General features: G+C 54.5%; 10 protein-coding genes. 9 read left to right on the plus strand and 1 reads right to left on the minus strand.

Annotation, left to right across the window (positions count from 1 at the left end):
• Nucleotides 1-371: 371 nt before the first annotated feature.
• Nucleotides 372-2,132, minus strand: coding sequence for a 30S ribosomal protein S12 methylthiotransferase accessory factor YcaO (gene ycaO, locus UR289_RS03015; protein WP_087822270.1), 1,761 nt, complete (start codon nucleotides 2,130-2,132; stop codon nucleotides 372-374).
• A 127-nt stretch (nucleotides 2,133-2,259) separates the two neighbouring features.
• On the opposite strand from ycaO, the gene UR289_RS03020 reads away from it, so the two are divergent.
• The 9 genes from UR289_RS03020 (at nucleotide 2,260) to lpxK (ending at nucleotide 13,906) form a co-directional block, all read left to right on the plus strand.
• Entirely contained in the window at nucleotides 2,260-2,952 is a 693-nt protein-coding gene (locus UR289_RS03020) for a DUF421 domain-containing protein (protein ID WP_023310994.1), read from the plus strand.
• A 162-nt stretch (nucleotides 2,953-3,114) separates the two neighbouring features.
• Nucleotides 3,115-4,203 carry a 3-phosphoserine/phosphohydroxythreonine transaminase gene (serC, locus tag UR289_RS03025; RefSeq protein ID WP_320709135.1) on the plus strand — a complete coding sequence of 363 codons (1,089 nt, stop codon included), beginning with the start codon at nucleotides 3,115-3,117 and terminating at the stop codon, nucleotides 4,201-4,203.
• A 69-nt stretch (nucleotides 4,204-4,272) separates the two neighbouring features.
• Nucleotides 4,273-5,556: a 3-phosphoshikimate 1-carboxyvinyltransferase gene (gene aroA / locus UR289_RS03030; protein ID WP_033145092.1), complete on the plus strand. Its 1,284-nt coding sequence runs from the start codon at nucleotides 4,273-4,275 to the stop codon at nucleotides 5,554-5,556.
• 185 nt (nucleotides 5,557-5,741) lie between these two features.
• Complete coding sequence (gene cmk / locus UR289_RS03035) at nucleotides 5,742-6,425, plus strand: (d)CMP kinase (RefSeq protein WP_320709136.1); 684 nt, start codon at nucleotides 5,742-5,744, stop codon at nucleotides 6,423-6,425.
• A 111-nt stretch (nucleotides 6,426-6,536) separates the two neighbouring features.
• A complete protein-coding gene (gene rpsA, locus UR289_RS03040) occupies nucleotides 6,537-8,210 on the plus strand; it encodes a 30S ribosomal protein S1 (protein WP_014169387.1) in 1,674 nt (557 codons plus the stop codon).
• Nucleotides 8,211-8,380: 170 nt separating this feature from the next.
• The gene (ihfB, locus tag UR289_RS03045) at nucleotides 8,381-8,668 is read left to right on the plus strand and encodes an integration host factor subunit beta (protein ID WP_008499965.1); all 288 of its coding nucleotides are present in this window, start codon (nucleotides 8,381-8,383) and stop codon (nucleotides 8,666-8,668) included.
• A 214-nt stretch (nucleotides 8,669-8,882) separates the two neighbouring features.
• The gene (locus UR289_RS03050) at nucleotides 8,883-11,147 is read left to right on the plus strand and encodes a ComEC family protein (RefSeq protein ID WP_320709137.1); all 2,265 of its coding nucleotides are present in this window, start codon (nucleotides 8,883-8,885) and stop codon (nucleotides 11,145-11,147) included.
• Nucleotides 11,148-11,183: 36 nt separating this feature from the next.
• Nucleotides 11,184-12,932 (plus strand): lipid A ABC transporter ATP-binding protein/permease MsbA, encoded by a 1,749-nt coding sequence (msbA, locus tag UR289_RS03055; RefSeq protein ID WP_033145094.1) that lies wholly within the window; start codon nucleotides 11,184-11,186, stop codon nucleotides 12,930-12,932.
• The gene (gene lpxK, locus UR289_RS03060) at nucleotides 12,929-13,906 is read left to right on the plus strand and encodes a tetraacyldisaccharide 4'-kinase (protein WP_069303887.1); all 978 of its coding nucleotides are present in this window, start codon (nucleotides 12,929-12,931) and stop codon (nucleotides 13,904-13,906) included. The genes msbA and lpxK overlap by 4 nt, the downstream gene beginning before the upstream one ends.
• Nucleotides 13,907-13,924: the final 18 nt, after the last annotated feature.

Below are 13,924 nucleotides of genomic sequence, written 5' to 3' on the forward strand. Positions count from 1 at the left end.
CTAACAAAGCATTATAGAAGAGAAATTGATATAGATCATATCTCGCCTGGCTTATAGGCCCGCAGTGTGTATGGTTTTACAGCAAATGCGGAGTAAGTATTTGATTATCCGTATAAAAATAAATTTTAAAAGTTATGAAAAGAGTTGAATTTTTTCGTTCAGCCACCTCTGACGCAGTTAATTAATATGGAGTATTTACCATAAAAAGTAACAGTAAAGCCCAGGTAAATATTATTATATTTACCCATGTTTAACTTTATTATTACAATCAACAGTCATTGCCGAAGAAAATAAAAAACGGGGCAATGAAATTGCCCCGTAATATAGCCCAGACGATTGAATACGCCTACAGCTGGTAATGTTATGTGCGCTTATTTTGACCAGTAAGCGGCTTTTGCTTTCTGCAGTTTTTCGTAGGCCTTCAGCAGCGACTGATGCGCCGGGAAGGCTTTCAGATCGCTATCAACAGCCTGCAGGCCATAGAACGGCTCTTCGCCGCTCAGGGCTGCACTGGCTGCTTCTACGGCCTCAGCTCCGTACATCCGCACGAAAGCATTCAGGTATTGCAGCGGCTCGCGATCCTCTTCCTGGGCCAGCAGCAGCAGGGTTTGCAGGCAGCGGTAATAATTGGTGCGCTCGGCAGAGAAGACCGACTGGTTGAATTCCATGGTCCACTCGGTCCAGGCCAGGGCCTGATCCAAATCGCCACCCGCCAGGGCCAGCATCGCTTTCAGCTCACCGATGCGCAGGGTATACCAGCCGTTGTCTTTACCGGTCGCCAGGCCCAGCAGTTCGCGTACGCGGGTAAAGTCATCGTGGCCTTCTTCGTCCAGCTGGGCGATCAGGTTCAGATAATCTTCTTTCTCCCACTCGCTGCCCGGCAGAGCCAGCAGCGTTTCGCGCAGGTGCGCGCCCATGCTGTTATTGGCCAGCCACAGATCTTCAGCCGGGTAGATGTCGGACATGCCCGGAACGATAATGCGGCACGCGTAGACGCCAAGATGTTCGTAGTCGGCAATGTAGACTTCCCGATCTTCCGCGTTGAAGATGGCCATCAGCGTGGCGAACTCTTCTTCCGTGGTCCCGGCAAAGCTCCAGTCCACGAACGGATAGTCGGCGTCCTGCTTGAACATATCCCAGGAAATTAAACCGCTGGAGTCGATGAAATGGGTTTCAAGGTTGGTATGCTCGGCCACTTCTTCATCGTCAAACGTTGGCGGGGTGAAGACGTCGAGATCTTTCAGGCTACGGCCCTGCAGCAGCTCGGTAACGGTACGCTCCAGCGCCACGCCGAAGTCAGGGTGCGCGCCGAATGAGGCGAAGCAGGTACCGTTGGTCGGGTTAAACAGCACGACGCAGATAACCGGATACTTACCGCCCAGCGAGCCGTCATAGGCAAAGATTGGGAAACCTTCGGCTTCCAGCTTGGCGATGGACTCCACTACGCCCGGGTAGCGCGCCAGCACGTCTGCCGGAATTTCAGGCAGGCTGATGGATTCGGCAATAATGCGGTTTTTGATGTGACGCTCGAAGACTTCAGACAGACCCTGCACGCGCGCTTCATTGCGGGTGTTACCGGCGGACATGCCGTTGGATACATACAGGTTGCCGACGATGTTCATCGGGATATAGACGGTCTGCTCGTCAGACTGACGGGTAAAGGGCAGGGCGCAAATACCGCGATCGTCGTTTCCGGACTGCAGATCGATCAGCATGCTGGCGGTCAGTTCGCTGTCTGGATCGTAGAAGGCACGCAGGCGCGCGTCGAGAATACCTTCCGGCAGCTCGTCATCTTCGGTCAGCGGGAACCATTTTTCATTTGGATAGTGAACGAACGGGCCGTTAGCGATGGTTTCGCCCAGCCAGAAGTCAGCGAAGAAATAGTTGGTGGACAGACGCTCAAAATACTCACCCAGCGCAGAGGCCAGTGCCGCTTTTTTTGTCGCGCCTTTACCGTTGGTAAAGCACAGGGCACAGTCTTTATCGCGAATATGCACGGACCAGACGTGAGGTACCGGATTGAGCCAGGAGGCTTCTTCGATGTTAAAACCCAGGTCGGTCAGTTTCTGTTGGAAGCGAGCGATGGAATCTTCCAGAGCGGCGTCTTTGCCGGGGATAAACGTTTGAGTCATGGCGTTCACTTTTATCGTACGTAAAGCGCGCAATGATACGGGTTTTGCGTGACGGGTGCTATCTTCGGCGAAAATAAAAGGCTGGGCTATGCTTAGTGGCAGTAACTGACTGTTAAGGCATAGAAAAATGAAAGCATTTGATCTCCAGCGGATGGCGTTTGATAAAGTTCCTCCTGAATTTCTGGGCGAAGTGGCGCTGCGCAGCCTGTATACCTTCGTCCTCGTCTTCCTGTTTCTTAAAATCACCGGCCGCCGAGGCGTGCGGCAGATGTCGCTCTTTGAGGTGTTGATCATCCTGACGCTGGGCTCGGCGGCGGGTGACGTCGCCTTTTATGACGACGTGCCGATGGTGCCGGTGTTTATCGTTTTTGTCTCACTGGCGCTACTTTACCGTCTTGTCATGTGGCTGATGTCGAAAAGCGAAAAGCTGGAAGATCTGCTTGAAGGGAAGCCGGTCGTTATCGTCGAGGACGGACAGCTGGCCTGGGAAAATGTACAAAGCGCCAATATGACCGAGTTTGAGTTCTTTATGGAGCTTCGCCTGAACAGCGTTGAACAGCTCGGGCAGGTGCGTCTGGCGATCATGGAAACCAACGGGCAGATCAGCGTCTATTACTATTCTGACGACGAGGTGAAGCCGGGACTGTGTATCCTGCCGGATATGCTCATTGAGCGTTTCAGAACGGTACCGGAATCAGGCGAGTATGCTTGCGTAAGATGTAGCCATGTTGTCGCGATGCAGCCGGGGGATCGTCAATTATGCCCCCGCTGTGCAAATCCGGAATGGACGAAGGTTAGCCGGGCCAAACGCATCACCTGACAGCCATTTTGTCGGTTTTGTCCTGGCGAGGCGGCAGATTGTTTTGTGTGACGCGGGGCACATTTCGCGGGTCATAAGTTTTAGACATTGCGGCGCGTGTCACTGAATGATAAAACCGATATCCACAGTTATAACTTATGGCTTTTAGCGTGGTGAGGGGAAATGGCTCAAGTCTTTAATTTCAGTTCAGGTCCGGCAATGTTACCGGCAGACGTGCTTAAACAGGCTCAACAGGAACTCTGTGACTGGAACGGTCTCGGTACGTCGGTGATGGAAATCAGCCACCGTGGTAAAGAGTTTATTCAGGTGGCGGAAGAGGCAGAAAAGGATTTTCGCGATCTGCTGAATATTCCCTCGAACTACAAAGTATTGTTCTGTCACGGCGGTGGACGCGGCCAGTTTGCAGGCGTTCCGCTGAATATTCTCGGTGATAAAACGACGGCTGACTACGTTGACGCAGGTTACTGGGCGGCAAGCGCGGTTAAAGAAGCGCATAAATACTGCACGCCGAATGTTATCGACGCCAAAGTGACCGTTGACGGTCTGCGCGCCGTGAAGCCAATGAGCGAGTGGCAGCTTTCCGATAACGCAGCGTATCTGCACTACTGCCCGAACGAAACCATTGACGGGATTGCCATCGACGAGACGCCAAACTTCGGCAGCGATGTCGTGGTTGCCGCCGACTTCTCCTCCACCATTCTGTCTGCGCCAATTGATGTCAGCCGCTACGGCGTTATCTATGCGGGCGCGCAGAAAAATATCGGCCCGGCCGGTTTGACTATCGTCGTCGTGCGTGAGGACCTGCTGGGTAAAGCGCATAAATCCTGCCCGTCGATTCTCGATTACACCGTGCTGAACAATAACGATTCGATGTTCAATACGCCACCAACGTTTGCCTGGTATCTCTCCGGCCTGGTCTTCAAATGGCTGAAGCAAAACGGCGGCGTGGCGCAGATGGACAAGGTCAATCAGCAGAAAGCTGAACTGCTGTATGGCGTGATCGACAAGAGCGATTTCTACCGCAACGATGTGGCGAAAGCGAACCGTTCCCGCATGAACGTGCCGTTCCAGCTGGCGGACAGCAGCCTGGACAAAATGTTCCTGGAAGAGTCCTTCGCGGCAGGCCTGCATGCGCTCAAAGGCCACCGTGTCGTTGGCGGCATGCGTGCCTCCATCTATAACGCGATGCCGCTGGAAGGCGTTAAAGCCCTGACGGATTTCATGATCGACTTCGAACGTCGTCACGGTTAATTTGCTGTTTTTCACCCCCGCAGCGTCCCTGCGGGGTTTTTATTATGTTGAGTTGAGAGTTTAGTTTTCATGGAATCCCTGACGTTACAACCTATCGCGCGGGTAGATGGCACCATTAATCTGCCTGGTTCAAAAAGTGTCTCGAACCGCGCTCTGCTGCTGGCAGCTCTGGCAAACGGCACCACCGTCCTCACAAACCTGCTGGACAGCGATGACGTGCGCCATATGCTCAATGCGCTGAAAGCGTTGGGCGTTCATTACACTCTCTCCGACGATCGTACCCGCTGCGAAGTGACCGGCAACGGCGGCGCGCTGCGTTCGGGCGAAGAGCTTGAGCTGTTTCTGGGCAACGCGGGTACCGCGATGCGCCCGCTGGCGGCGGCCCTGTGCCTGGGGAGCAACAACATCGTGCTGACCGGCGAGCCGCGCATGAAGGAGCGTCCGATTGGTCACCTGGTGGACGCCCTGCGTCAGGGCGGCGCGCAGATTGAGTATCTGGAGCAGGAAAACTATCCGCCACTGCGTCTGCGCGGCGGTTTTACCGGCGGTAACGTCGAGGTTGACGGCAGCGTTTCCAGCCAGTTCCTGACGGCACTGCTGATGACCGCGCCGCTGGCACCGCAGGATACGGTTATCACCATTAAAGGTGAGCTGGTCTCCAAACCGTACATTGATATCACGCTGCACCTGATGAAAACCTTCGGCGTTGAGGTGGAAAATCAGTCTTATCAGCGCTTCGTGGTGCGCGGGGCGCAGCAGTACCAGTCTCCGGGCAACTACCTGGTTGAAGGGGATGCGTCATCCGCGTCTTACTTCCTGGCTGCGGGGGCGATTAAAGGCGGCACGGTAAAAGTGACCGGTATTGGCCGTAACAGCGTGCAGGGCGACATCCGTTTTGCGGACGTGCTGGAAAAAATGGGTGCCATTGTCACCTGGGGCGATGACTTCATCTCCTGTACCCACGGCGAGCTGAACGCCATCGACATGGACATGAACCATATCCCGGATGCGGCGATGACCATTGCCACGGCGGCGCTGTTTGCCAAAGGCACGACCACGCTGCGTAATATCTACAACTGGCGCGTAAAAGAGACGGACCGCCTGTTCGCAATGGCGACAGAGCTGCGAAAAGTCGGTGCCGAGGTGGAAGAGGGCGAAGACTACATTCGCGTGACCCCTCCGGCAAAACTGCAGTTTGCGGAAATCGGCACCTACAACGATCACCGCATGGCGATGTGCTTCTCGCTGGTGGCGCTGTCAGATACGCCTGTAACGATTCTTGACCCGAAATGTACCGCGAAAACCTTCCCGGACTACTTCGAACAGCTGGCACGCATTAGCACGCTGGCCTGATAACGTATTGCCGCATCGCCCGATGCGGCATTTCCTTACGCTTCATTACGAACACCTCCGCTCATTTCTTCTACACTCTGCTTCAATCATTCCGTAATTTGCACGCAAAGGTAACAGTTGCGCACGTTGGCGCGTATAATGCGCGGCGTTCATGTAAACGGTATGCCTTATTTAAGGAGAAAAAGATGACGGCAGTTGCCCCGGTAATCACCATTGATGGGCCGAGTGGCGCAGGGAAAGGTACTCTGTGCAAAGCGATGGCGGAAGCATTGCAATGGCATCTTTTAGATTCGGGAGCAATCTATCGCGTGTTGGCGCTGGCCGCGCTGCATCACCATGTGGATGTCGCGTCTGAAGAAGCGCTGGTTCCGCTGGCTGCGCATCTGGATGTGCGTTTCGTATCGACCGATGGCAACCTGGAAGTCATCCTTGAAGGGGAAGACGTGAGCGGCGAAATCCGTACGCAGGAAGTGGCTAATGCGGCCTCTCAGGTCGCGGCGTTCCCGCGCGTTCGCGAGGCGCTGTTACGTCGTCAGCGCGCGTTCCGTGAAGCCCCGGGGCTGATCGCTGACGGACGCGATATGGGAACGGTGGTATTCCCTGATGCGCCAGTGAAAATTTTCCTTGACGCCTCTTCGGAAGAACGTGCTCAACGCCGCATGCTTCAGTTGCAGGAAAAGGGGTTTAGTGTTAACTTTGATCGCCTTTTATACGAGATAAAAGAGCGCGATGATCGCGATCGTAACCGCGCCGTCGCCCCACTTGTTCCTGCAGAAGATGCATTAGTTCTGGATTCAACCAGTTTAACTATTGAGCAAGTGATTGAAAAAGCGCTACAATATGCGCGCCAAAAACTGGCACTCGCGTAATCGCGACCGATTTAGCAGTACCCCCGCTGCAAGGGATTGACGGCGGGTATGTGAAACAACCCCATCCGGCACGGAGCCAGGTGGACGTTAATATTAACCTGAAGATTAAACATGACTGAATCTTTTGCTCAACTGTTTGAAGAATCCTTAAAAACAATCGAAACCCGCCCGGGTTCCATCGTTCGCGGTGTTGTTGTTGCTATCGACAAAGACGTAGTACTGGTTGACGCCGGTCTGAAATCTGAGTCCGCCATTCCGGCAGAGCAGTTCAAAAACGCCCAGGGCGAGCTGGAAATCCAGGTAGGTGACGAAGTTGACGTTGCTCTGGACGCAGTAGAAGACGGCTTCGGTGAAACCCTGCTTTCTCGTGAGAAAGCTAAACGTCACGAAGCATGGATCACGCTGGAAAAAGCTTACGAAGAAGCTGAAACTGTGGTCGGTGTTATCAACGGCAAAGTTAAAGGTGGCTTCACTGTTGAGCTGAATGGTATTCGTGCGTTCCTGCCAGGTTCTCTGGTAGACGTTCGTCCAGTTCGTGACACTCTGCACCTGGAAGGCAAAGAGCTTGAATTCAAAGTAATCAAGCTGGACCAGAAGCGTAACAACGTTGTTGTTTCCCGTCGTGCCGTTATCGAATCCGAAAACAGCGCAGAACGCGATCAGCTGCTGGAAAACCTGCAGGAAGGCATGGAAGTCAAAGGTATCGTTAAGAACCTCACTGACTACGGCGCATTCGTTGACCTGGGCGGCGTTGATGGCCTGCTGCACATCACCGACATGGCGTGGAAACGCGTTAAGCACCCAAGCGAAATCGTGAACGTGGGCGACGAAATCACTGTTAAAGTGCTGAAGTTCGACCGCGAGCGTACTCGTGTATCCCTCGGCCTGAAACAGCTGGGCGAAGATCCATGGGTAGCTATCGCTAAGCGTTACCCAGAAGGTACTAAACTGACTGGTCGCGTAACCAACCTGACTGACTACGGCTGCTTCGTTGAAATCGAAGAAGGCGTTGAAGGTCTGGTGCACGTTTCCGAAATGGACTGGACCAACAAAAACATCCACCCATCCAAAGTTGTTAACGTTGGTGATGTAGTGGAAGTGATGGTTCTGGATATCGACGAAGAACGTCGTCGTATCTCCCTGGGCCTGAAACAGTGCAAAAACAACCCATGGCAGCAGTTCGCGGAAACCCACAACAAGGGCGACCGTGTTGAAGGTAAAATCAAGTCTATCACTGACTTCGGTATCTTCATCGGCCTGGACGGCGGCATCGATGGCCTGGTTCACCTGTCTGACATCTCCTGGAACGTTGCAGGCGAAGAAGCAGTTCGTGAATACAAAAAAGGCGACGAAATCGCTGCAGTTGTTCTGCAGGTTGACGCAGAGCGTGAGCGTATCTCCCTGGGCGTTAAACAGCTCGCAGAAGATCCGTTCAACAACTGGGTTGCACTGAACAAGAAAGGCGCAATCGTAAACGGTAAAGTGACTGCAGTTGACGCTAAAGGCGCAACCGTAGAACTGGCTGACGGCGTTGAAGGTTACCTGCGCGCTTCTGAAGCTTCACGTGACCGCGTTGAAGATGCCACTCTGGTTCTGAACGTAGGCGACGACGTTGAAGCTAAGTTCACCGGTGTTGACCGTAAGAACCGTGCAATCAGCCTGTCTGTTCGTGCTAAAGACGAAGCTGATGAGAAAGATGCAATCGCAACTGTTAACAAACAGGAAGATGCAAACTTCTCTAACAACGCAATGGCTGAAGCTTTCAAAGCAGCTAAAGGCGAGTAATATCAGGTTCTCAGCATCATTTGCGCTGTAACGCATTTACAGCGTGAAGGATGAGGAGCAAACTTGACAGATTGCAGGATTCGTCCTGTAATCAATAACAAAGGGCGGCTACGGCCGCCCTTGTTTAATGAGCTGTTCAGCTAATTGGTTTGAAAGGAACCGGAGGAATCATGACCAAGTCAGAATTGATTGAAAGACTTGCCAGTCAGCAACCGCATATCCCTGCCAAGGCAGTGGAAGATGCCGTAAAAGAGATGCTGGAGCATATGGCCTCCACTCTTGCCCAGGGCGAGCGCATTGAAATCCGCGGTTTCGGTAGTTTTTCTCTGCACTATCGTGCTCCACGTACCGGGCGTAACCCGAAAACTGGCGATAAAGTCGAGCTGGAAGGTAAATACGTTCCACACTTTAAGCCGGGTAAAGAACTGCGCGATCGCGCCAATATTTACGGCAACTGAGTTTAGCCAGTCGGTTAAACTGGGTTCGAAAGAAAGCACCTGCGGGTGCTTTTTTTGTCTCTGTCGCTTTCATTCTGAAGATACCCCGCATTTTCCGTTTCGTTTTCTGCAAACCGATAAAAACAGCACAGCGCGCGCTGTAAAACGCATTCTTACCATCTGACAATTCCTTCTACCTGATTACATACTGCCCCTCTGAAACAGGGAGGTAGCAATGGGAATTCCCGCGCTTAGTATCTGCGCCATTCTGGCGATAGCCCCGTTACTCTGGTTACCTGAACTGCCATCACGTCATACCGTGTGGATAATGATTGTTGGCGGGATCGTGCTGGCCGCACGGCGAAACGTACGACTGAAGTATGCGGGTATCACGCTGTTATGTTGCGTGTGGGGTATTCTGGCTGCGAAGGAGAGCGTCTGGCCGATGCAGCATTTAACCACGGGGGCAGTGCAGGCTGAGGTAGCGATCGCCGCCACAGATGGCGCAACGCAGCATCAGGGAAACATTCTTAGCGTTGATGGCAAGCGCTGGTGGGCCTCTACCGGCATAACGCTGTATGGCAATTATCTGCCACAGAAAGCGTGTGCCGGTCAGCGCTGGACCATGACGCTCAGGCTCAGGCCTGCCCACGGCGAGCTGAACGACGGCGGTTATGATTCTCAGCGCAGCGCTTTTGCCCGCCATCAAACGCTGAGCGGGCGTTTCACCCGTGCGGAACTCGTTGATGGACGCTGCAGCCTGCGAGCGCAATATCTCATGTCACTGCAAAACCGCCTTTCTGCTTACCGATGGGGGGCGGTTATCCTCGGACTGGGAATGGGTGAACGTCTGGATATGCCTCGGGAAATACAAGACCTGATGCGCGAAACCGGGACGCTGCATCTGATGGCGATTTCGGGACTGCATATCGCGCTGGCGGCATCCCTCGCCTGGTTACTCGCACGTGGGCTCCAGTTTTTATTACCCAGCCACCGGATCCACTGGCAAATGCCTCTTCTGGCCGGGTTATGCTTTGCCGCTTTCTACGCCTGGCTTACCGGTCTGCAGCCTCCTGCGCTACGAACGGTCATCGCGCTTGCTGTGCTTGCAATGTTGCGGATCGCTGCCCGACAATGGTCTCCCTGGCAGGTGTGGGTTTGCTGTATCGCGGCAATCCTGATAAGCGATCCCTTAGCCATACTCTCGCAGAGTCTGCTCTTGTCTGCATTTGCCGTCGCCGCGCTGATTTTCTGGTTTCAGTGGCTACCTCTTCCTGGCTGGCGCAGGGCACGACGTCTACGGCCGCTGCTGAACCTGATCTATCTGCAGGTGGGTATGTTGATGCTGCTGATGCCGCTACAGGTCCTGATTTTCCATGGCTTCAGCATTTCTTCTCTGGTCGCGAATCTCTTTGCCGTTCCCCTGGTGACGTTTGTCTCCGTGCCGCTGATCCTGCTCGGTATGCTGCTTCATCTCCTACCGCTGGCGGCACTGGAAAGCGTCGTATGGTTCGCAGCCGATAAGTCACTTGCGGGGCTGTTCTGGCTCCTCATGCGCCTGCCTGACGGCTGGCAAAATGTCGACCAACGCTGGGAGTACATGACATTACTGCCCTGGCTTATCATCATCGGCTGGCGCTTTCGTGCCTGGAAAACCCTTCCAGCCGTTTGTCTGGCAGGAAGTGTCTTACTAACATTTCCTCTCTGGCGAACGGAAAAAAGCGAGAGCTGGACGCTGCATATGCTGGATGTGGGGCAGGGGCTGGCGATGGTCATTGAACGGCAGGGGAAAGCCATTCTCTATGATACCGGGCTCGCCTGGCCGGGCGGGGATAGCGCGCAGCGGTTGATTATCCCGTGGCTTCGCTGGCATCACCTGCGGCCTGAAGGCGTTATTCTCAGTCATGAGCACCTCGACCATGCGGGAGGACTCGCATCGTTGCAAAAAGCGTGGCCTGAAGCGTGGGTAAGAAGCCCATTGCGCCAGGCGGGGCATCGCCCCTGTTTTCGCGGGCAGAGATGGAAATGGCAGGGACTCTCCTTCACCGTCCACTGGCCCCCCGAAAATTACCCGGCGCAGGGAAACAACCATTCCTGCGTGGTAAAGGTGGACGACGGTGAGCAGAGCGTTCTGCTAACGGGGGACATTGAAGCGCAAGCGGAACAGGCTATGCTTAGCCATTACTGGCGTTATCTGACGTCTACGCTTATACAGGTGCCCCATCATGGCAGCAATACTTCCTCTTCATTGCCGCTGGTGCAGCGGGTGGAAGGTCAGATCGCCCTGGATTCAGCGGCCCGCTATAACGCATGGCGATTCCCGTCGGCAAAAGTTGTCCGACGCTATCGAAAAGAGGGGTACATCTGGCACGATACCCCTCATTCTGGACAAATATCGGTGACATTCTCGCAACATCACTGGCAAATCCGGCGCTTGCGAGAGCAATTTTTACCCGTTTGGTATCATCAGTGGTTTGGCGAGCCCGTCGATAACGGGTAGAATATGCGGCTATTTCAACGAATGCTGGTTTTTTGAATGCATAACGACAAAGATCTCTCCACGTGGCAAACCTTCCGCCGACTCTGGCCGATGATTGCGCCCTTTAAAACAGGCCTGATCGTGGCGGGAGTAGCGTTAATCCTCAACGCAGCCAGCGATACTTTTATGCTATCGCTTCTCAAACCGTTACTGGACGACGGTTTTGGTAAAACGGATCGCTCAGTGTTGCTATGGATGCCTCTGGTGGTTATCGGACTGATGATCTTACGCGGCATCACCAGCTATATCTCCAGCTACTGTATTTCCTGGGTATCAGGGAAAGTGGTGATGACCATGCGCCGTCGCCTGTTCAGCCACATGATGGGCATGCCGGTCTCGTTCTTTGACAAGCAGTCTACCGGGACGCTGCTGTCCCGTATTACTTACGACTCAGAGCAGGTTGCCTCCTCGTCCTCAAGCGCGCTGATCACCGTTGTGCGTGAGGGTGCGTCAATCATCGGCCTCTTCGCGATGATGTTCTATTACAGCTGGCAGCTGTCGATCATCCTTATCGTTCTGGCGCCGATAGTTTCTATTGCTATCCGCGTCGTCTCAAAGCGCTTCCGCAATATCAGTAAGAATATGCAGAACACGATGGGGCAGGTGACGACCAGCGCGGAACAGATGCTGAAAGGGCATAAAGAAGTTCTGATTTTTGGCGGTCAGGACGTCGAAACCAAACGCTTCGATAAAGTCAGCAATAAAATGCGTCTGCAGGGGATGAAAATGGTCTCGGCCTCTTCCATCTCTGACCCGATTATTCAGCTGATTGCGTCACTGGCGCTGGCATTCGTCCTGTATGCCGCAAGCTTCCCAAGCGTGATGGAGACGCTGACGGCGGGTACTATCACCGTGGTCTTCTCCTCAATGATCGCCCTGATGCGTCCGCTGAAATCCCTGACGAACGTGAACGCCCAGTTCCAGCGCGGGATGGCCGCCTGTCAGACGCTGTTCAGTATTCTGGATTCCGAACAGGAAAAAGATGAAGGTACTCGCGAGATTGAGCGCGCCCGTGGTGACGTTGAATTCCGCAATGTCACTTTCGCCTATCCTGGACGTGAAACGCCGGCGCTGCGTAATATCAACCTGTCCATTCCGGCGGGTAAAACCGTGGCGCTGGTAGGCCGTTCCGGCTCGGGTAAATCGACCATTGCCAGCCTGATCACCCGTTTCTACGATATTAACGAAGGTGAGATCCTCCTGGACGGTCATGATCTGCGGGAGTATACCCTGCAGTCGCTGCGTAACCAGGTGGCGCTGGTTTCCCAGAACGTGCACCTGTTCAACGATACTGTGGCTAACAACATTGCGTATGCGCGCACGGATGAATACAGCCGTGAGCAGATTGAGAACGCCGCGCGTATGGCCTACGCAATGGACTTTATCAACAAGATGGATAACGGCCTGGATACGATAATCGGTGAGAACGGGGTACTGCTCTCCGGCGGTCAGCGTCAGCGTATCGCCATTGCGCGTGCGCTGCTGCGCGACAGCCCGATCCTGATTCTGGACGAAGCGACCTCCGCGCTGGATACGGAATCTGAACGCGCTATTCAGTCTGCGCTGGATGAGCTGCAAAAGAACCGTACCTCGCTGGTGATTGCGCACCGTCTGTCGACTATCGAGCAGGCTGACGAAATCGTCGTGGTTGAGGACGGTATCATTGTTGAACGCGGAAGCCATGCTGATTTGCTGGAACACCGCGGCGTTTACGCCCAGCTTCATAAGATGCAGTTTGGCGAATGATTGCACGCATCTGGTCCGGTGAATCTCCGCTGTGGCTGCTGCTTTTGCCGCTCTCCTGGCTATACGGCCTGGTGAGCGGCACAATTCGTCTGCTTTACCGTCTCGGGCTGAAGCGTGCCTGGCGCGCGCCGGTTCCGGTGGTGGTGGTCGGTAATCTTACGGCGGGCGGCAACGGTAAAACGCCGGTGGTGATCTGGCTGGTGGAGCAATTGCAAAAACGCGGTATCCGCCCGGGGGTGGTATCGCGCGGATATGGCGGTAAAGCGGCGCGTTATCCACTGCTGCTGACGGCGGAAACCACAACTGCCGAAGCGGGTGATGAGCCGGTATTGATTTTCCAGCGTACCGGCGCGCCGGTTGCGGTCTCCCCGGTGCGCAGCGACGCCGTTCAGGCACTGCTTGCCGAACACGCGGTACAAATCATTATCACTGACGATGGCCTGCAGCATTACGCCCTGGCGCGTGATAAAGAGATTGTGGTCATCGACGGGGTTCGCCGCTTCGGTAACGGCTGGTGGCTGCCGGCCGGGCCCATGCGCGAACGCGCTTCGCGCCTTAAGTCCGTTGATGCGGTGATTGTGAACGGTGGTGAGGCAAAAGCGGGTGAAATCCCGATGTACCTGCAGCCAGGCCTGGCGATCAACCTGGTGACGGGTGAGCGCCGGTCAGTTGCTGAGCTGCCTTCACCGGTGGCGATGGCGGGGATTGGCCATCCGCCGCGCTTCTTCGCGACGCTGGAACACTGTGGTGCCCGGCTGGAAAAACGCGTTCCGCTGGCCGACCACCAGGCGCTGGTGGAAGGGCAGGTCGACGCCCTGACCGTACCCGGGCAGTCGCTGATTATGACCGAAAAAGATGCGGTGAAATGCCGTGCCTTCGCGAAAGAAAACTGGTGGTATCTGCCGGTTGACGCTGAACTCAGCGGCGAGCAGCCGGAACGTTTGCTCAAGGAACTGATTGCGTTGGTGAAATAAACGCTTACGCGGTTCTGG

Origin of the sequence: Enterobacter sp. 302C9 (assembly GCF_034106085.1) — a bacterium.
Taxonomy (GTDB): domain Bacteria; phylum Pseudomonadota; class Gammaproteobacteria; order Enterobacterales; family Enterobacteriaceae; genus Enterobacter; species Enterobacter asburiae_B.

Bases quoted from the DNA above. Each gene is read 5' to 3' on its own strand.
- ycaO (WP_087822270.1), bottom strand. From the start codon at position 2,132: ATGACTCAAACGTTTATCCCCGGCAAAGACGCCGCTCTGGAAGATTCC.
- UR289_RS03020 (WP_023310994.1), top strand. From the start codon at position 2,260: ATGAAAGCATTTGATCTCCAGCGGATGGCGTTTGATAAAGTTCCTCCT.
- serC (WP_320709135.1), top strand. From the start codon at position 3,115: ATGGCTCAAGTCTTTAATTTCAGTTCAGGTCCGGCAATGTTACCGGCA.
- aroA (WP_033145092.1), top strand. From the start codon at position 4,273: ATGGAATCCCTGACGTTACAACCTATCGCGCGGGTAGATGGCACCATT.
- cmk (WP_320709136.1), top strand. From the start codon at position 5,742: ATGACGGCAGTTGCCCCGGTAATCACCATTGATGGGCCGAGTGGCGCA.
- rpsA (WP_014169387.1), top strand. From the start codon at position 6,537: ATGACTGAATCTTTTGCTCAACTGTTTGAAGAATCCTTAAAAACAATC.
- ihfB (WP_008499965.1), top strand. From the start codon at position 8,381: ATGACCAAGTCAGAATTGATTGAAAGACTTGCCAGTCAGCAACCGCAT.
- UR289_RS03050 (WP_320709137.1), top strand. From the start codon at position 8,883: ATGGGAATTCCCGCGCTTAGTATCTGCGCCATTCTGGCGATAGCCCCG.
- msbA (WP_033145094.1), top strand. From the start codon at position 11,184: ATGCATAACGACAAAGATCTCTCCACGTGGCAAACCTTCCGCCGACTC.
- lpxK (WP_069303887.1), top strand. From the start codon at position 12,929: ATGATTGCACGCATCTGGTCCGGTGAATCTCCGCTGTGGCTGCTGCTT.